Origin of the sequence: Alteromonas nitratireducens, from assembly GCF_040812025.1 — a bacterium.
Taxonomy (GTDB): domain Bacteria; phylum Pseudomonadota; class Gammaproteobacteria; order Enterobacterales; family Alteromonadaceae; genus Alteromonas; species Alteromonas nitratireducens.
On the sequence record NZ_JBFNPK010000008.1, the window covers coordinates 44,327 to 62,161 of the forward strand.

A 17,835-nucleotide genomic window follows, 5' to 3' on the forward strand; every position below is an offset into this window, starting at 1 on the left:
AGACTTAATCGTCAGTGACTTATGCATCATATTTTTGTCATTTTTGTTAACAGCGTTAACAAGTGACACCCAACTTTTTAATTATTTTTATTAGGTGTGAAAATGAAAAAATTACTGTTATCCAGCGTCTCTGTTATGGCCTTTGTCACTGCAGCAAGTCAGGCCGCTGAACTGCCGGTTACTGCCGATGAAATGACCCTGTCTGCCACTGCCCAACAGCAACTGGCAAGCCAGATGATTGTACCAGAAATTGATATGAATGCGCTGGTTAAAGCGCAAACGCTGAGTGTACTGAGTGAAGAAAGTCTGCGTGTACTGGGTAAGAGCCTGTACGCACTGAATGAAGAAGGTGATAGCGTAACCACCCCCGCCGTCGCGGAATAATCAACACGCCACACCTGATACACACGCCGGCGTCCGGTTCTCACGGGCGCCGACCTGTGCCATCACACCTCAGGTATTGCTGGTATCCAGTTCAGCAAAGCCTTTCACCAGCTCGTCCAGCGCTTTCATCTGCGCCAGATAAGGTTCCAGCTTTGCCAGTGGCAACGCACACGGACCGTCACATAATGCCTGATCAGGATCAGGGTGTGCCTCAATAAATAATCCGGCCAGTCCCAGCGCCATACCACTTCTCGCCAGTTGTGCAGCCTGCGCCCGACGGCCATCAGCCGACGATGCTCTGCCTCCCGGCATTTGCAGTGCGTGAGTTGCGTCAAAAATCACCGGTGCATAGGTTTTCATGGCGTCCATACCCAGCATGTCAACCACCAGGTTGTTGTAACCAAAACAACTGCCACGCTCGCAAAGGATCACCTTGTCATTACCGGCTTCACTAAACTTGGTGAGGATATGACGCATTTCATGGGGCGCAAGAAATTGTGGTTTTTTAACGTTAATTACCGCGCCTGTCTTCGCCATTGCGACCACCAGATCGGTCTGGCGCGCCAGGAACGCCGGTAGCTGGATCACATCAACCACCTCGGCGACCGGCGCAGCCTGATGAGGCTCATGCACATCGGTGATCAGGGGTATGTTGAACGTGCGCTTGATTTCTTCGAATATTTTAAGGCCCTCATCCATACCGGGACCACGGTAAGAATGCACGGACGAACGGTTTGCTTTATCAAACGAAGCCTTAAACACATACGGAATGTCGAGCTTCTGCGTCACTGTCACGTAATGCTCTGCGATACGCATGGCGAGGTCGCGGGATTCCAGTACGTTCATTCCGCCAAATAATACGAAAGGCAAGCGGTTACCGACACTGACGTCGCCAACCTTAATGATTGAATCTGATGTAGACATGGTTATCCGTTATTAGATTAATGAAGAAAAGGCACAACCTTGGAATAGGCTACTGACGCGGTAAAGCCAAGTACGGCCAGTGCACCGATAAACGCAGCCCACTGTCCTGCGCCTGTTTTGGCCCATTTAAACGCTGCCAGCCCAAGTACCACATAGCCGACCAGACCGAGTAGTTTTACGGCCAGCCAGGCATGACTGAGCGGGAAAACCTCAAAGGTTGTAATAACCCAGATTGCAGACAACAGCAGCACCGTATTCACAATGTGGGGAAGGATCTTGAGCCACTTTTTCTCCAGCGCCGCCGGGTTCGCCCGGGACCAGAGAAAGCGCAGCATAAATAACACAATACTCAGCGCAACCGCGGTAACGTGAAGGTGCTTAGCCAGCATATACATAATGATTCGTCCTATTCCTGATTTTTATATTTGTTGTGAGTGGCCATCAGCGCATCGAGGTGTTGAACGGCAACGTCAACCAGCGCAGGATCGAACCGTTTTCCTTTGCGCTCACCGAGTACCGACACCACGTCGGCGCCCTCAGAAAGCAGTGTGTCAATGGCATCAACCAGCGCAGTGATACGGCTTTCCAGGGAGATGTCTGTCCCTTTCAGTCCCTGCGGGTAGCCTTGACCATCCCAGCGTTCATGATGTTGCCTGGCCAGTGTCGCAGCCAGTTGGATAGTAGGCTGCTCTGAGTCTTTCAGAATTTGATAGCCAAATTCCGCATGCTGACGAATTGCGAATTTCTCATCGTCTGTCAGCGGCTCCAGCTTGTTTTTCAGCACGTCCGGTATTTTTGAATTACCAATATCATGCAATGGAATGGCTAAACGTAACTGCCGACGGCGCTCCTCCGGCATGCCCTGCGCGGTGGCAATCACCTCCGCCAGCTCGACCATACGGGTGATATGCCGGTTGCCGGCACCCGAGGCGTCCATCACACTACCCAGACGCTCAATAATTTCACGTTGGGTCGACTCAACTTCGCTGGTTTTGAGCACGTTATCAAACGCCAGCTGCACACTGTCGGAGAACCGGCGAACGAGGTGTTTATCACTCTCGCCAATACGACGGGGCAACCCTGACAGATACAGCAGTGAGCCTTTTCTGGATTTACTGTTACAGTACGCGACCACATGGTCTTCGGCGTAGACGATATCCTGATCGGTCAGGGCGCGCTGACACAACTCATACTCTTCCCGCGATACCGCCTCGCGCAGCGGCAGCCCCTCTTTCTGGGCATATTCACCGTTGCCGGCAAAGACATACAGCTCTTCAGGATCAGTGGCATTGAGCGGCCGCGGCACGGCAACCGCGGTGGTAATGTAAGCCGCATCTTTGGAGCAGCCGAGAATAGACGACAGCTGCTGGATGATGCCCTGCATGAACTTCTCAAGTGAGCGTGATGAAAACAAATCGACCGAGGCATCAAGGATTTTTTCCAGCCCGGCACGGTTTTCTTCAATCACGATGATGTCACGGTATGAACGCAGCGCCGCAATAATCACAGTAAACAGCTTCTGCGCTGTGAGTTCGGTTTTCGACTTATAGTCGTTGATATCGTAATTGATGATGACGTCTTTCTCAGGTGCCTGACCCGGCTGTCCGGTGCGCAGAATAATGCGGGTAAAGTGATTATCCAGGTCGTTACGTACGTAATCGGCAACTTTCAGACCTGCATCATCAGATTCCATCACCACGTCCAGCAGCACCACGGCTATGTCGTTGTGCTCACGAAAACAGGCTCTCGCCTCTTCACCGCTATAGGCACTGACAAACTCCAGTGTTTTGCCGTTAAGCGAAAAGTCCGACAACGCCAGCTTGGTTACCGCATGCACTTCAGGCTCATCGTCAACAATCAGTATCTTCCATGACCCAAGGTGTTCACTCGGCTCTTCATCTACATCATCTGCAAACAGTAAATCGTCATTCATTTGCCGAAGCCTTTTATTATAGGAATGGTTTTGACTATGAAATACTACTGCACGTGCAATTAATCGCAAGCTTTGCAGAAACCCAGCGACACCCGGTCATGCCCGGCGAAATCTTTGAGCGTGGTTACACCGGTGTAGCCGTTTGCCGTGAACAGGGCGCGAATTGCCTCGCCTTGTGCAAAGCCGTGCTCCAGCAACAGACTGCCTCCGTCGTTAAGGTACCCTTTTGCCTGCGGAATAAGGTAGCGGATATCATCCAGACCGTCTTCACCGGAAATCAGCGCAGATAAGGGCTCAAAGCGCACATCCCCCTGCTTCAGATAAACGCTGCTGTGTTCAACATAGGGTGGGTTCGACACAATCATGTCGTATGAATCGTTTAGGGCATCAAACCAGTGACTGTGCACAAAACGCGCATTACTGATGTGATTACGCTGGGCGTTATGCTGTGCCAGCTTCACTGCCTCTTCCACCACATCCACGCCCGTCACCTCAAGTTCGGGTCGTTCGGCAGCAATGGCGAGCGCAACCGCGCCGGTCCCTATGCCCAGATCACACACACGCCGGGCGGTTGCAGGAAGTCTCTCAAGCGCGGCTTCAACCAGCAGCTCGGTTTCCGGTCTGGGAATGAGGGTGGAGGGTGACGTTGCCAGCGATAACGTCCAGAAATCACGCTGACCGGTCAGATACGCCACCGGTGTACCGGTCTTGCGTTGCGCAATAAGGTCGCAGAACGTCTGCTGCTGAGCGGCTGTCAGGACATGTTCAGGCCAGGTGAACAAAAAGCTCGCTGGTTTATCCAGCACGTGACACAACAACACCCGGCAGTCCAGTGCAGGACTTTCCTGGCCAGATAACTCGGCGGTGCCCCACGCGAGCGCGTCATCGACACGCACGGGGGTTATTCGTCCGCCAGCGAGGCCAGCAGATCGGCCTGATGTTCCTGCAGGATCGGATCAATCAGCTGCGCAAGATCGCCCTCAATCACTTCATCCAGACGATAGAGCGTCAGGTTGATACGGTGGTCCGTGACCCGCCCCTGTGGGAAGTTGTAGGTGCGGATCCGCTCTGAGCGGTCACCGCTTCCGACCAGTGATTTACGCGTACTGGCTTCCTCTTTCTGGCGCTTTTCTTCTTCAATCTGATTCAGTCGCGCCTGGAGCACCGACATCGCCTTTGCACGGTTCTTGTGCTGCGAACGTTCATCCTGACATTCCACCACCAGCCCGGTCGGCAAGTGGGTAATACGAATAGCCGAGTCGGTTTTGTTAACGTGCTGCCCGCCCGCGCCGGATGCCCGGAATGTGTCTATGCGAAGGTCTGCCGGATTAATCTCAATTGCCTCTGACTCGGGAATTTCAGGCAGCACCGCCACGGTGCAGGCAGAGGTATGAATACGCCCCTGAGATTCGGTTTCGGGGACACGCTGAACACGATGGCCGCCCGATTCAAATTTCATCACACCGTAAACACCGTCGCCACTGAGGTTGGCAATCACTTCTTTAAACCCGCCATGCTCACCTTCGCTGGCACTCACGACATCCACTTTCCAGCCGCGCGATTCCGCGTAACGGGAATACATTCTGAATAAGTCACCGGCAAAGATAGCGGCTTCGTCACCACCGGCACCGGCGCGAATTTCAAGGAAACAGTTGTGATCATCGTTGGGATCTTTAGGCAACAACAGCACCTGAAGCTCGGTTTCAAGACGCGCCATGTCGTCTTTTGCCGCCTTGATCTCCTCCTGCGCCATCTCACGCATTTCGGCGTCATCCTCCTGCAGCATCTCCTGTGCAGAGGCAAGGTTCTCCTGCGCCTGAGAGTAGGCATTAAAGCCTTTTACCACGTCTTCCAGCTGACTGAATTCTTTTGACAAACTGCGAAAACGTTCCTGGTCGCCGATCACCTGAGGATCGCCAAGCAGCGCCTGTACTTCTTCAAACCGTTCAACCAGATTTTCAAGTTTTCTGATCACCGACTCTTTCATAATTCTTTGTTTACCTTATTTTTCTCAGCACTGTTGTCTGAGGCGGGGCTCGATACCTGAGACTCCCCGGATAGTGAAAATGCCGCGCGCAGCCAGTCCGTCAGCGCTGCGTTGTCCTGCGCTGCCGCTTCTCTCAGTGCCCGTGTAGGCGCATGCAACATGGCATTCGTAAGTTTATATGCAAGTTCGTCGATAACGTCCTCGGGGGCTTTGCCTTCATTGAGCTGATGTTTGGCCCGCAGGGCGAGTTCGTCACGCAGCTGCATGCCACGCTGCCGGTATTCCCGCACCAGATCCACCGACTGTTGTGCCTGCCGCCAGGCAAGAAAATCGTCGACCTGGGCAGCAATCAGCTTTTCTGCTTCCTCGGCGGCCTGCTCGCGGTTGGCGAGGTTTTTCTCAACGATATGCTGCAGATCATCCACGGTGTACAGGTAAGCGTCGCCGAGTTCGTTAACCTCGGCCTCGATATCGCGCGGGACCGCTAAATCAACCAGAAACATGGGCAGGTTTTTACGCTGCTTAAGCGCCTTTTCAACCATGCCCTTACCGATAAGCGGAAGCTGGCTGGCGGTTGAACTGATGACAATGTCAAAGTCATGCAGGTGCTGTGGAAGCTGTGACAGGGTTAATACGTCCGCATCAAGCGTGGCCGCAAGGGCTTCGGCACGCTGTACCGTCCGGTTTGCCACCGCCAGGCGTTTAACTCCCTGCTCTTTAAGGTGCTGTGCCACCAGCTCGATAGTTTCTCCGGCTCCCACCAGCAGCACCGAACGCTTGGGTAATTCGGCAAAAATATGTCGCGCAAGCTGAACCGCAGCATACGCCACAGAAACCGCGTTCGCACCGATTTCAGTTTCACTGCGGACCCGCTTGGCTACCGCGAAGGTATGCTGGAACAGTTTTTCAAACTCAGTGCCCACGGTGCCGGAGCGCTTTGCGTCTGAAAAGGCCTGTTTGACCTGCCCTAGGATCTGAGGCTCCCCCAGAATCAGCGAGTCGAGGCCGCTGGCAACACGCATGATGTGTCTGACCGCGTCCTGCTGACTGAAAACATAACTATTTTGGGTTATTTCATCATTCATTACCTGATGAAACGATGACAACCAGGTCAGTAGATCGTCAGCACCATCACCCTCGGTGTTGACGTAAATTTCGGTGCGATTGCAGGTAGACACAATGACCGACTCGGCCACCCCATCGAGTGCTTTTAGCGACGACAGTGCCTCCACCAGAGAGTCTGGTGTAAAGGCCACTTTTTCGCGAAGTGCAACCGGTGCGGTTTTATGGTTAATCCCGAGGGCGAGTAAAGTCATGCATATCTGTGCTGGCAACGTCGGAGCGGCATTGTACGAAAAAGCCAAAATGATTGAAAGTGTTCACGAATCTGTGTTCCCATTAGCAAACGATAAAAACCGATACCGACTGTATGCGCCTTCACCTGATTATTCTTGCTTTTTTGCTGTTCATTCTGGCGGGGTGTACTGCCTTACCCAAAGGCCCGGATCAGCGCGTTGACCTGCCGGTTCAGCTCGCCAGACTCGAGCGGCTTGAGCACTGGTCCCTGTCAGGCAAAATGGCGGTTCGCAACGGTAAAGAGGCGGTAAGTGCCTCGTTAAACTGGAAAACCGATGGCAGTGATTTCGGTTTTCGATTAACCAATATGCTGGGGATCACCCTGGCAGATTTAGACGTAAACCAGGACGGCGCAGTGCTCGAAGCGGATGGTGAGCGTTATGAGGATACCGACCCAAACCGACTGATAGCTTCGGTAACCGGCCTTGATATTCCTCTCTCGCGACTGCTCAGCTGGATCAAAGGATTACCCCGGCAGGACGATCAGTACGTGCTCAATGAGGCTGGCCTGGTCAGCACCCTGTCACCACGCTGCGCCGATTGTGATGGCTGGCAGGTTGACTACGACAATTACGGGAATGCCGGCAGCGATATCTGGCTTCCCCATACCATTACCCTGCGGCAAACTACCGCACAAGCGATGTTAATTAAGATTCGAATTTACGAATGGACACTTCCCTGACTACCAATAGCAATACGTGGTGGCCGAGTCCGGCCAAACTGAACCTTTTCCTGCATATTACCGGTCGCCGTGCTGATGGCTATCATCAGCTTCAGTCGCTGTTCCAGATGCTGGATACCGGAGACCAGCTGACGTTTGATATTACCCATGACGGTATTATTCGGCTCGACACGGAGATTGACGGCGTTGCCCACGACGACAACCTGATTGTGCGTGCGGCCAGACTGCTTCAACACCACACGCAGTGTCCGCTGGGCGCCCGCATTCAGTTGGATAAACAGCTTCCCATGGGCGGTGGTATTGGCGGTGGCTCGTCCAATGCGGCCACGACGCTGGTTGCCCTGAATCACTTGTGGCAGTGCGGTCTCAACGAAGATGAACTGGCCGAACTGGGCCTGACGCTTGGCGCGGATGTACCGATTTTTGTTCGCGGGCGAACCGCTTTTGCCGCAGGCGTGGGCGAAGAGATTACCCCGGTCAGCCAGCCTGAACGATGGTTTTTGGTGGTCAACCCCGGGGTTCATGTCAGTACCGGCGAGATTTTTTCACTGCCAGCACTGCCCAGGAATACGCCTGAGATTGACTGGCAGGCGTATTCGTTTGAGAAAACCCACAATGATTGTGAGCAAATTGTCTGTGATCGCTATCCGGAAGTTGCAAAATTATTACAGTGGTTGGTACACTACGCACCGTCGCGGATGACGGGCACAGGCGCGTGCGTTTTCGCCATTTTTTCTGACAAGAACAAAGCCAGCCAGGTTCAGGCCACGTTGCCCGCCGACTGGCACAGTTTTGTTGCGAAAGGGGTGAATGTATCGCCATTACAACAAAAACTACAAGATGTGAACGCTTTCCCGGACAGTAACTGACAGAAAAATTGGGGTATAGCCAAGTTGGTAAGGCAGCGGGTTTTGATCCCGCCATTCGTTGGTTCGAGTCCAGCTACCCCAGCCACCTCTTTTATCAATGCACTGAGGAAACACTTGTGCCAGATATGAAGCTCTTTGCAGGTAACGCCGTCCCAGAACTTGCCCAGAAAGTTGCCGACCGTCTCTACACCAAGCTGGGTAACGCCAGTGTTGGTCGTTTCAGCGACGGTGAAATCAGCGTAGAAATTCATGAAAACGTCCGTGGCTCGGACGTTTTTATTATCCAGTCTACGTGTGCGCCTACCAATGACAACCTGATGGAACTGATTGTGATGATCGACGCGCTGCGTCGTGCATCGGCAGGACGTATCACCGCGGTCATGCCGTACTTTGGCTATGCCCGTCAGGACCGTCGCGTACGCTCTGCCCGCGTGCCTATTACTGCCAAGGTAGTTGCAGACTTCCTGTCGAATGTGGGCGTTGACCGCGTTCTGACCATCGACCTGCACGCTGAGCAGATCCAGGGCTTCTTCGATGTACCGGTAGACAATGCATTTGGTACACCGATTTTGCTGGCCGACATGATGCGTCGCGACTTTGCAGATCCGGTAGTGGTATCGCCTGATATCGGCGGTGTGGTGCGTGCTCGCGCTACCGCTAAACTGCTTAACGATGCCGACCTGGCGATTATCGACAAGCGCCGTCCGAAAGCCAACGTGGCACAGGTTATGAACATTATCGGTGACGTCAAAGAACGCGACTGTATTATTGTTGACGACATGATTGACACCGGCGGTACGCTGGCGAAAGCAGCCGAAGCACTGAAAAGCCATGGTGCAAGAAATGTATACGCCTATGCGACCCACGCTATTTTCTCTGGCAATGCGGCGAAAAACCTGGCCGACTCAGTCATCGATGAAATTATCGTGACTGACTCGATTCCGCTGAGCGATGAAATGAAAAAGCTCAAAAAGGTCAAGCAGCTGACACTGTCAGAAATGCTGGCAGAGACCATTCGTCGCATCAGCAACGAAGAGTCTATCTCAGCCATGTTTGACTATTAAGTCGCGCACGGCACACCACAAAAGGGCAGCATCACGCTGCCTTTTTTTATGCCCGTGATTCAGTCTTCATTCATTTACAGTCTGTATATTTGGCCTTATGCTGGTTTTTAGCAACTAACAAGGAATGCAACTATGCAAAATAAACATGCAATGCTGATGGCTTTATTGCTGATGACAGGTGCCGTTTCAGGCTGTTCGGATGAGGACAAGGCGTCATCAAACGCCGCACCTGAGCAGGACGTTCAGACCGAACAGGCACAAACCCAGCCAGAATCTGCGCCGGAAACTGCAGCGCCAGCCGAGGCAGAAGGCACTGTCACGACCGCCCTACCCCGCAATATGGATCCGGATATGAAACCCAAACAACTTGACCTCAATGCCGCGGTCACCCTTAAAGGCACGATTACCTTTAAAGATTTGGAAGGCGGGTTTTACGCACTTATCACTGAATCCGGCCAGCGTTTTGCGTTACAGGGGCTGGAAGAAAAGTACCGTCAGCATGGTCTGGTTGTGAGCGTGACGGGTAAGTCGATGCCTGACATGAAGACCATCACCCAGTTCGGTATTCCGTTTAAGGTAGAAACAGTAGAAATCCTGGACGACACCATGGTTCGTCCTGAAGGTGAGGAAATGTAACCCGCGTTTCCGCGGGCGTCTCCTGCTTCAGATTGTTTTTTGCATACGCCGTCGTTTCGACGGCGTTTTGCGAAACCAGTAAAAATAAAGACCTGTCAGCGACAACCACAGAGGGCTCAAGCCCAGTACGGCCCACACAATTTTACTCGGCAGCCCGGCAAAATAACCGAAGTGCAGCTTTCTGAACATATCCACAAAAACCGGCCAGCCCCCGGCCTCTCTGACATCGATTACGGACAGTACCGCACCTGAACTACGATCATAGGTGACAACGGATGAGTACTCGCTGGACAGGTAGGGTTTTCCGGGCACATCACCGAATACATTAATTTGTGCTTCTTCATCATACGGAAATGTCAGATAGGTTGGTCTGTGACCCTTGATAATATCTGCTGTGCCATTTACCAGCTTGTCAAAATCCAGTGAAGGATGATAAATCGCCCGGTCAACATAACGGTGTTCGCCTCCATGCTCGATAACATCATGAACAACCTCCGACGCATTCCAATACCCCCCCGTGAAGGCAAGTAAAAGTAATACCGGTGACGAAAAAATACCAATCAATTTATGGATGTCACTGTAAAGCACCCGTTTGGCAGCATGGATACGCAGCGTAAACAGCTTTTTCCAGAACTGACGATGAATGACAATACCGGTCACTCCCAGAAGCAGCAGCATAATGGAAAAAATGAAACCCAGTAATGTGCCTGCGACCCCGAGCAAAAACGTATAATGCAGAGACAGTAACCAGTCGGTAACATCATGCGTAACCGGCACCGGATCAGACAATATGGTGCCCTGATACTGATCAACATACAGCTTGTACCACTCGCCTGTCGCTTTATGAATAAGGTAAGCGGCATCGCTTCGCGATTTATTGTCAAACAGCTCCCAACTGCCGAGCACAAATGCATCATGAGCGGTTTCAACGCGTTCAATCAGCGTATTCAGGTTTACCCGCTGGCTGTCGTCACCCGCGTTAACCTGCATATGCGACGGCATCAGCCAGGTATCCAGTTCGGTTTTAAATACCAGAATACTGCCGGTTACCGAAATCACAATAAGCGGTATACAGGCTATCAAAGCCAGGGTTGAATGCCATTTAAACAGTGTGCGGCGCATTGTAAACTCCTTTAGTCATACGCTGCGCAGCCGGACGGCTGCGCATACTCACTTACACGGTTTAAAGCGACCAGCTTGCGCTGAGCATGTAGCTGGCTGGCGCACCATAGAATCCCTGTGCCCAGTACAAACTGTTGATGTATTTTTCATCCGTGACATTGTTAATATTCAATGCCACAGACACGTTGTCACTGATGCGGTACCTGGCCATCAGATCAATCAGTGCATAGGCCCCCTGCTCGGTAATAATAGGCGCGCCGGCATTTGCAAAACCATCCGCAACGGTGCCCTGAAGGCGTGATATGGCAGACTGCCAGCGCATATTGACCCCGACAGACAGCTTGTCGAACTGCTCAGGCGTGTAAGTTGCCGCCAGTTTGAACAGCCGCTCGGGGGTATAGTCGGCAACCAGATCATCGCCATCAATGGTGAAATCGGTATAGCCGATACTGGTCTGCAAACCAGGCAGCAGTTCGCCGGCAATATCTATTTCATAACCACTGGACGAGATACCTTCGGCACCAATGTAGCGCTGTTGCTCTGGCGACAGACCAGCGGTAGCGGGATCGGGCATTGCCAGGTTTTTCTGGACGATATCGAAATAGGCAACGGTAGCAATCAGGCGATCGTCATACCACTGACTTTTCACTCCGACTTCTTTGCTTGCGCCGGTAATCGGTGCAAGCGGGTTGTTATTGATATCCAGCTCAGTTTGAGACAGAAAGGTTTCTGTGTAGCTTGCATATGCTGACACATTGTCGGTTAACGCATAAACAATACCTGCATAGGGAATAAACTCATTATCTGAGGCATCCTGCGCAACATCGTAAGATACGCCGGTCCTCTGCCAGTCATTTTGTCTGCCTCCGACGGTCAGATGCAGATCGTCAGACAGACTGAAGCGTGCAGTGAAGTACACTGCCTGCTGCTCGGTGTCGACATCGGCGCCGGTTTGACCGTCAGCAAAAGTCGGCAGAGGCGTATTACCGTCCCAGGTCTCAAGAGGGGGCATTGCAGGAAAGCCGTTCCCTGTCGTAAAGTCATACAGCGATAAATCCTCAAATGTCATTGACGCATGATTAACGCCAATAACAAACTCATGACTGCGCCCGAATAAATTAAAATCGCCGGTCAGATAGACATCAAACAAATCGGTCTGTTCGTCATGATCATACTCGCTGCCGTACCCCGTCAGCCCCAGACCTGTCTCGCTGTCGGGCGTACCATAGACATAAAACAGCTCTGAATCTTCATCGGTTTTCTTGTGCGAGTAGGTCGCGCGTAAATACCAGCTATTATCAAAAACATGATCCAGTTCAACCAGCGTATTCTGACGCCTTACATTCCAGTAAGCCCAGTCAGCAGAGGTTGATGTAGACACGTCAAAATCAGTCGCCGAGCCATCAGAATAAAACAATGGGTTGGCACCCCAGTTATTGCCATCGGCGTCGTTGCTGTGAAATGCGTGACTAACGGACAGCGTTGTGGCGTCAGACAGGGAGTACTCTGCAAACGCATACGCAACCCGTCGTGTCTGTTTATAGCGATCAAGGTATGAGTCCTGAGTCTGGGCAACCGCCACACCGCGCACAGCGAAGTCCTCATTGATACGGTACGTACCGTCGACTTCAATACGCTGATTGTCCCAGCTGCCGACCAGCCCCTGTACCGACAAGGCATTGTGCTGACCCGGACGCTTACGAATAAAGTTGACAGTTGCAGACGGATTACCAACCCCTGTCATCAGGCCGTTCGCACCACGAATAATCTCAATACGATCATAAATCGCTGAATCTTCATCGCCGTGGTTATTACCGCGAATCAAGGGTAAACCAATTCCATCTACCTGAAAGTTATTGATATCGAAACCACGTGCTGTGTAATAAGTTCTGTCGGTTTCAATACGCTGAACGTTCACCCCTGTCGCTGTGTCCAGAACCGCATTAATACCGTTTAACTGGTAATCGTCAAACTGCGCACTGGTGATAACAGAAATGGACTGCGGAATGTCTTTGATCGGCAGGTTAATCCGGGACGCGCCGCTGGCTTTATGCGCACCGTAACCTTCTATATAAGAGCCCTTAACTTCAATCGTTTCCAACGACGCCTCATCAGGCAAGGCGGATTCTGAAGCCGCAAATGAAGAAAATACCGAGGTGATTGCAAGCGTAAGTAATGACCTTCTCATGGTTTGTGCCGTTTCCTTAGTGAGCGTGAAAGAGCCTAAGAGTCTACACAAACAAACAATGATGTAAATGATAATTATTACTATTTAGATTTAAAAGAGCATCTTTTAATCAGAAAATGTCACACACTGCCCGCCCGGCAGTGTGTGATTTTGGTGGGTTTACCCCCCTTCCTGCAGCAAAAAGTTTTGCGTAGGTATGTTATGACTGGGTACCAGCAGCCCCATCTCCAGGCGCCCCCGGGACTTTTTCCTGGTCCAGCGAACGAGTGCCTCTATTGGCCCGCCGTTAAATATGTCAACCTGCACTTTGTCACCTATCTGATGCACTGTTTGTGCAGTAATTTTCATTCCCCCCTGAGAGATATCCAGCACGACTGCCGGCGGCCCCGTCTCTGACAGCCTGACAGGTATTTCCACTTCCTTACGCGGATATTGCCTCAGGCTTTTCAGTAACTGTGCCCGTTTGGTGTACTGGATGAGGTACGAAATAAAGGTGCCGAGTACGGCCCCTTTCATAAAGCCAATCGCGGCCATGTACATCATCTTATTTTCCTGTGCAGTGAAAAAATGCAGTACCGATGTGTAGGGCTCCGCGGTACGCATGTTAAAGGTATAAGACACCGCACACTGCATTGCTGCCATTACGATACCGAGGATCATCCCCTGGGTGACAGCAAAGCGTTTCACCTCGCTCTGATCCAGGGTATTCATGACGATGGCGCGATAAACGACAGGGCTTAACATGCCAAAGGATAATGCCAGCGTTACTCTTGCGATGGGGTTACTTTCAGAGCGAAGATGCAGTTCATTGACCACAATAAAATAAATGGCTGACGCCAGGGTAGAAATAACCAGACAGACAAGCATAGCAACTGCCTGATTGATAGAACCGCTGCGCCCTTTAAATGACGCAACCATGGCTGCCGCCATGATAGCAACGGTAAATGAGAGAAAACTTCCCAGCGTCCAGGTAACAAACCGCTCCAGTGTCACCGGCACGGGAGTGATGTTGGCCAGAACCTGAAGGATCATCAGCACGGAGACAACTGACACCAGTGCCACACCAGCGGCACACTGCAAAAACGAGGCCGTCAGCTTGGGTTTAAAGTAGTCTTCGTGCGTGGTATTGAAACCACAGTTCTCCAGTGCTCTGACCCTGTCCACCGCATTTTCATGTTTTTTGACGATGCTTTTGCAAATACAGATTTCGAGGTACTCGGTGATCTCATCGAGGTCTTTCCGGTATTCCTGGCTGTCCTTACCATTTCTGGCAATAATCAGACTGCCTAAGTCCTGAAGCTTTCTCTCGGTATCCTCGGTCGAACCCAGAATACGATACGGACAGGTATGCTTAGCGACAATTAACAGACAAACACAATTCAGGAAATACCAGAAGATAGAGCCTTTACGCTTTTCTTCCTCGAAGTTTTCGAGGTACTCAAGCCAGCGCTGTTCCAGCAAACTGAACTGCGGGGAGAACTCCTTGCCCGCTTCCGCAATCTGCTCTTTGGCAATCCGATAATAAAACGGCGACGGCGTGAAGCGGTTTGCGGCAACTATCCGGTTGCGCAGCTCCATCACATCACGGGGTATTCTTGCCAGCATATGCAGGCGGTTTCGCCAGTCTTCCTCAAATTTCTTAAGCGGCGGCACACTGACAATGCATACCACCGTCAATGCCCAGAAAGCGTAAGAATCGCCATGTGCAGACAGGTTCCACTGTTCGAAAATGGGTTTCAAATACGCATGGTCAGTCAGTTCAGGAATACCATGCAACGTAAGGATCATCATCAGTACCGACAGTACATACACGGCAAAGAAGGCGACAAAACGTTTCGCGCTGATAAAGTCAAACGGTTTGCCTCTGATGCCCGCCGGTGAGTGTCGTGGCCAGGCATTGAAGCGGATTACTGAAAAGGTGATTACAATGACGGCGGTTGCGATCATATCGATGACCAAGCTGATATCCATATTCTATTCCTCTGTACCAGATTGTTATTGTTGTTATTGAGGCGGTACAGCCCGATCTGCCCCTGTTAAGCGTAGCTAAAAGTCACGAAACTGACCATTTTTTAACCAACCAGGGATGAGCAGAGTTCTCGCTCACGACGTTGAAGGTAGGGACATCGCCCCCTATCACGTCCATTTTCAGACCTGAGGGTCCGTGTATCGTTGACTGTCAGGGTGATCGAATCGTCGTCTCCCCCGCGTAGAAACCGTGTTTTAACGAGAAAGGAGCACTGCATGATTAACGCTTACGCCGCGCAAGAAGCTGGCGGAAAACTTGAACCTTTTCAATATGATCCTGGCGCATTGGGTAAAGATGAAGTTGAAATAAATGTAGCGTCGTGCGGGATTTGTCACAGCGATCTGAGCATGCTGGATAACGAATGGGGCATGACACAATACCCGTTTGTGCCGGGCCATGAGGTGGTCGGTACCATTAACGCGGTGGGAGAAAACGTCACCAGCCTCAAGCCAGGACAAAAAGTGGGACTGGGTTGGCACTCTGGTTATTGCAACACGTGCCGTACGTGTGAAGGCGGTGATCATAACCTGTGTCAGTCTGCCGAAATGACCATTGGTGGACGCCATGGCGGCTTTGCCGACAAAGTGCGGGCACAGGAAAAGGCTGTGATCCCGCTTCCCGACGGCATTAACCCCGATAACGCCGGACCGCTTTTCTGTGGTGGCATTACCGTCTTTAATCCACTGGTACAGTTCAACATTACGCCCACCTCGGAAGTCGGTGTGATTGGTATTGGTGGGCTGGGCCATATGGCGCTGAAATTCCTGAACGCATGGGGCTGTAAAGTGGTTGCCTTTACGTCCAGCGAGAGCAAAAAGCAGGAAGCCATGGCCATGGGCGCACATGAAGTGATCAATAGTCGCAACAGTGAAGAACTGGAAGCTGCCGCCGGTCGCTTCGATTTAATTATCTCGACTGTCAATGTGAAACTGGACTGGAATACCTATGTTGGGACGCTTGCGCCTAAAGGTCGCCTGCACTTTGTCGGCGCCACGCTCGAGCCGCTCGATCTTCAGGTATTCCCGCTGATTATGGGGCAGCGCTCGGTATCTGCCTCTCCTGTCGGCAGTCCGTCTACTATTCGTAAAATGCTGGATTTCGCCGCACTGCATCGGATAGAGCCGGTGACCGAATACTTTTCATTCGACCAGGTGAACGAGGCGCTTGATCGTCTGCGCGAGGGTAAAGCCCATTACCGGATTGTGCTGAAAAAATAATACGCTATAGCACAGCGTGTTATCCGTCACCTGACGCTATCGGGCACCGCAAGGTGCCCGTTTGTTTACTGCCCCTGAGCCGGGCGTCACCCAGACCGAAAGCGCCCCCAGCACACAGCCCTTCATCAACTATCGCAAACCGCAATACCCACACGTTCCTGATAAGCCTGACACAACCGCTCTGCTTCACCCTTTCTTCCGGTATTTATCAGCACGATAGACAACCCGACGGTTGCCTCATTATCAAACGGCGCAAACGACAAAACATGGCGAAACCAAATTTCGGCTTCATTTACGTTGTTTTGTTCAAGGTATTTATTCCCAATTGCAGAACCAATTCCGGCACGCCAGGGACGGCCACGGTTTGACTGCTCTGTGACACCTGAATGCATGACATGCAGGGCCTTTTTATAGTACGTAATTGCATCCGTGCTCTGTCCTGATATATCGCTTATCTCCCCCAGATTAATCAGGACATCCCAGGCTGCAGGATTGATCTCAAGCGCCTGCAAATACGCATTTTTCGCCTGTTCTAATTTATTTTGAGCAGACAACACAAACCCGTACGCCTTGTATGTCCTGGCGTTATCAGGTTCCAACTGAATCGATTTTAGTGCCAGATTTTCAGCCTTTTTCAACTGCGCTATGGCTGCCGTGCTGCCAGTTCGGCCATCGCCTAACGCTTGTCGCAGACTCATTGCTTCCCATGACGTATCAGAATCTGCAGCAGGAAGCCGAATGACCCGCTGAACCAGGGCATTTGCCAGCCCCGAGGTTGCCTCAGCCGACTCTGGATCCAACGCGATGGCTTGTTGATAAAGCTCAACGGCCATTTCGTTAGCGGACCGGTTAATTCGATGGTAGTAATCATCAGCCTGCCGCACCAGCATGCTGTCAGTATCATTTGGATTGTCGGCATAGATGCTGAATATCACTGCGCCGATAAGTAAAACCGAGCTTAAAAGTAACAATCGTAGTGAGGCCGGAGTGACACGTATCAGGGGGTCTTTTTTCTGAGACTCCTGCCCCTTGGTAGCTTCGGATGAAGCAGGCGTCGGTGTCCACTCTACCGCTTCAGCAATAAGCCGGTAGCCTCTTTTGGGCAGTGTTTCGATAAATTCGGGATTGCGGGCATCGTCGCCGAGTTGTTTTCTTACCCGGGATACACATCGCGACAAGGCATCTTCGGTGACAATGGTATCGGGCCAGACAGATGCCATGAGCGTCTCTTTGGTTACCAGTTCCGCTTTTTTCTCAGCCAGCAGCTGCAGCAATTTAATGCCCTGCGGGTCGATACGCTCCTCTGACTCTGAAGTGCCTGAGCCGTCAGTGTCCGACAGTTCACCAGTCAGTATATTGATTTCCCAGTTATTGAGGCGAAGCATGTTATGCGATACGGTTTTCATTGTTAGTTACTACGGGATACCTGCTGAAGGCTTTGTCA

The 17,835-nt window shown here is 51.7% G+C and carries 16 protein-coding genes and 1 tRNA gene; 7 read left to right on the plus strand and 10 right to left on the minus strand.

The features are described from left to right. The first annotated feature begins 102 nt into the window (after positions 1–102). The gene (locus tag AB1N33_RS08915; protein WP_411271200.1) at positions 103–384 is read left to right on the plus strand and encodes a hypothetical protein; all 282 of its coding nucleotides are present in this window, start codon (positions 103–105) and stop codon (positions 382–384) included. A gap of 69 nt (positions 385–453) precedes the next feature. On the opposite strand, the gene kdsA is transcribed toward AB1N33_RS08915, so the two are convergent. The 6 genes from kdsA to hemA are packed head-to-tail and all read right to left on the minus strand — an operon-like array spanning position 454 to position 6,544. Further along, the gene (kdsA, locus tag AB1N33_RS08920) at positions 454–1,308 is read right to left on the minus strand and encodes a 3-deoxy-8-phosphooctulonate synthase (RefSeq protein WP_411271201.1); all 855 of its coding nucleotides are present in this window, start codon (positions 1,306–1,308) and stop codon (positions 454–456) included. Between the two features lie 17 nt (positions 1,309–1,325). Next, on the minus strand, positions 1,326–1,703 hold the full coding sequence (locus AB1N33_RS08925) for a SirB2 family protein (RefSeq protein WP_411271202.1): 378 nt from the start codon (positions 1,701–1,703) through the stop codon (positions 1,326–1,328). Positions 1,704–1,714: 11 nt separating this feature from the next. Continuing rightward, positions 1,715–3,241 (minus strand): DUF3369 domain-containing protein, encoded by a 1,527-nt coding sequence (locus tag AB1N33_RS08930; RefSeq protein ID WP_411271203.1) that lies wholly within the window; start codon positions 3,239–3,241, stop codon positions 1,715–1,717. 59 nt (positions 3,242–3,300) lie between these two features. Next, positions 3,301–4,137, minus strand: coding sequence for a peptide chain release factor N(5)-glutamine methyltransferase (prmC, locus tag AB1N33_RS08935; protein WP_411271204.1), 837 nt, complete (start codon positions 4,135–4,137; stop codon positions 3,301–3,303). Between the two features lie 5 nt (positions 4,138–4,142). Beyond that, on the minus strand, positions 4,143–5,228 hold the full coding sequence (gene prfA, locus AB1N33_RS08940; protein ID WP_411271205.1) for a peptide chain release factor 1: 1,086 nt from the start codon (positions 5,226–5,228) through the stop codon (positions 4,143–4,145). Next, positions 5,225–6,544, minus strand: a complete 1,320-nt coding sequence (gene hemA / locus AB1N33_RS08945; RefSeq protein ID WP_411271206.1) for a glutamyl-tRNA reductase — start codon at positions 6,542–6,544, stop codon at positions 5,225–5,227. Before hemA ends, prfA begins: the two co-directional genes overlap by 4 nt. Positions 6,545–6,657: 113 nt before the next feature. Here hemA and lolB point away from each other — a divergent pair, with 113 nt between their 5' ends. The 5 genes from lolB to AB1N33_RS08970 all read left to right on the plus strand — a co-directional run bounded on the left by lolB (position 6,658) and on the right by AB1N33_RS08970 (position 9,835). Further along, positions 6,658–7,266, plus strand: coding sequence for a lipoprotein insertase outer membrane protein LolB (gene lolB / locus AB1N33_RS08950; RefSeq protein WP_411271207.1), 609 nt, complete (start codon positions 6,658–6,660; stop codon positions 7,264–7,266). Beyond that, positions 7,251–8,135, plus strand: a complete 885-nt coding sequence (gene ispE, locus AB1N33_RS08955) for a 4-(cytidine 5'-diphospho)-2-C-methyl-D-erythritol kinase (RefSeq protein WP_411271208.1) — start codon at positions 7,251–7,253, stop codon at positions 8,133–8,135. The genes lolB and ispE overlap by 16 nt, the downstream gene beginning before the upstream one ends. 9 nt (positions 8,136–8,144) lie before the next feature. Next, positions 8,145–8,220 (plus strand) — tRNA-Gln (locus AB1N33_RS08960). Between the two features lie 31 nt (positions 8,221–8,251). Continuing rightward, positions 8,252–9,199, plus strand: coding sequence for a ribose-phosphate pyrophosphokinase (locus tag AB1N33_RS08965; RefSeq protein ID WP_411271209.1), 948 nt, complete (start codon positions 8,252–8,254; stop codon positions 9,197–9,199). A gap of 132 nt (positions 9,200–9,331) precedes the next feature. Then, complete coding sequence (locus AB1N33_RS08970) at positions 9,332–9,835, plus strand: hypothetical protein (RefSeq protein WP_411271210.1); 504 nt, start codon at positions 9,332–9,334, stop codon at positions 9,833–9,835. Positions 9,836–9,862: 27 nt separating this feature from the next. Here the strand turns inward: AB1N33_RS08970 and AB1N33_RS08975 are convergent, their stop codons facing one another. From AB1N33_RS08975 to AB1N33_RS08985, 3 genes are all read right to left on the minus strand, one after another. Further along, a complete protein-coding gene (locus tag AB1N33_RS08975) occupies positions 9,863–10,957 on the minus strand; it encodes a PepSY-associated TM helix domain-containing protein (RefSeq protein WP_411271211.1) in 1,095 nt (364 codons plus the stop codon). A gap of 61 nt (positions 10,958–11,018) precedes the next feature. Continuing rightward, the gene (locus AB1N33_RS08980; RefSeq protein WP_411271212.1) at positions 11,019–13,145 is read right to left on the minus strand and encodes a TonB-dependent siderophore receptor; all 2,127 of its coding nucleotides are present in this window, start codon (positions 13,143–13,145) and stop codon (positions 11,019–11,021) included. A 159-nt stretch (positions 13,146–13,304) separates the two neighbouring features. Next, positions 13,305–15,116, minus strand: a complete 1,812-nt coding sequence (locus tag AB1N33_RS08985) for a PilZ domain-containing protein (protein WP_411271213.1) — start codon at positions 15,114–15,116, stop codon at positions 13,305–13,307. 273 nt (positions 15,117–15,389) lie between these two features. Between AB1N33_RS08985 and ahr the strand changes: the two genes are divergently transcribed. Then, positions 15,390–16,391, plus strand: coding sequence for an NADPH-dependent aldehyde reductase Ahr (gene ahr, locus AB1N33_RS08990; protein WP_411271214.1), 1,002 nt, complete (start codon positions 15,390–15,392; stop codon positions 16,389–16,391). A 125-nt stretch (positions 16,392–16,516) separates the two neighbouring features. On the opposite strand, the gene AB1N33_RS08995 is transcribed toward ahr, so the two are convergent. After that, positions 16,517–17,797, minus strand: a complete 1,281-nt coding sequence (locus AB1N33_RS08995; protein WP_411271215.1) for a winged helix-turn-helix domain-containing protein — start codon at positions 17,795–17,797, stop codon at positions 16,517–16,519. Positions 17,798–17,835 lie beyond the last annotated feature (38 nt).

Excerpts from the sequence above, each read along its gene's own strand:
- AB1N33_RS08915 (WP_411271200.1), top strand. The coding sequence starts at position 103 with ATGAAAAAATTACTGTTATCCAGCGTCTCTGTTATGGCCTTTGTCACT.
- kdsA (WP_411271201.1), bottom strand. The coding sequence starts at position 1,308 with ATGTCTACATCAGATTCAATCATTAAGGTTGGCGACGTCAGTGTCGGT.
- AB1N33_RS08925 (WP_411271202.1), bottom strand. The coding sequence starts at position 1,703 with ATGTATATGCTGGCTAAGCACCTTCACGTTACCGCGGTTGCGCTGAGT.
- AB1N33_RS08930 (WP_411271203.1), bottom strand. The coding sequence starts at position 3,241 with ATGAATGACGATTTACTGTTTGCAGATGATGTAGATGAAGAGCCGAGT.
- prfA (WP_411271205.1), bottom strand. The coding sequence starts at position 5,228 with ATGAAAGAGTCGGTGATCAGAAAACTTGAAAATCTGGTTGAACGGTTT.
- hemA (WP_411271206.1), bottom strand. The coding sequence starts at position 6,544 with ATGACTTTACTCGCCCTCGGGATTAACCATAAAACCGCACCGGTTGCA.
- lolB (WP_411271207.1), top strand. The coding sequence starts at position 6,658 with ATGCGCCTTCACCTGATTATTCTTGCTTTTTTGCTGTTCATTCTGGCG.
- ispE (WP_411271208.1), top strand. The coding sequence starts at position 7,251 with ATGGACACTTCCCTGACTACCAATAGCAATACGTGGTGGCCGAGTCCG.
- AB1N33_RS08970 (WP_411271210.1), top strand. The coding sequence starts at position 9,332 with ATGCAAAATAAACATGCAATGCTGATGGCTTTATTGCTGATGACAGGT.
- AB1N33_RS08975 (WP_411271211.1), bottom strand. The coding sequence starts at position 10,957 with ATGCGCCGCACACTGTTTAAATGGCATTCAACCCTGGCTTTGATAGCC.
- AB1N33_RS08980 (WP_411271212.1), bottom strand. The coding sequence starts at position 13,145 with ATGAGAAGGTCATTACTTACGCTTGCAATCACCTCGGTATTTTCTTCA.
- AB1N33_RS08985 (WP_411271213.1), bottom strand. The coding sequence starts at position 15,116 with ATGGATATCAGCTTGGTCATCGATATGATCGCAACCGCCGTCATTGTA.
- ahr (WP_411271214.1), top strand. The coding sequence starts at position 15,390 with ATGATTAACGCTTACGCCGCGCAAGAAGCTGGCGGAAAACTTGAACCT.
- AB1N33_RS08995 (WP_411271215.1), bottom strand. The coding sequence starts at position 17,797 with ATGAAAACCGTATCGCATAACATGCTTCGCCTCAATAACTGGGAAATC.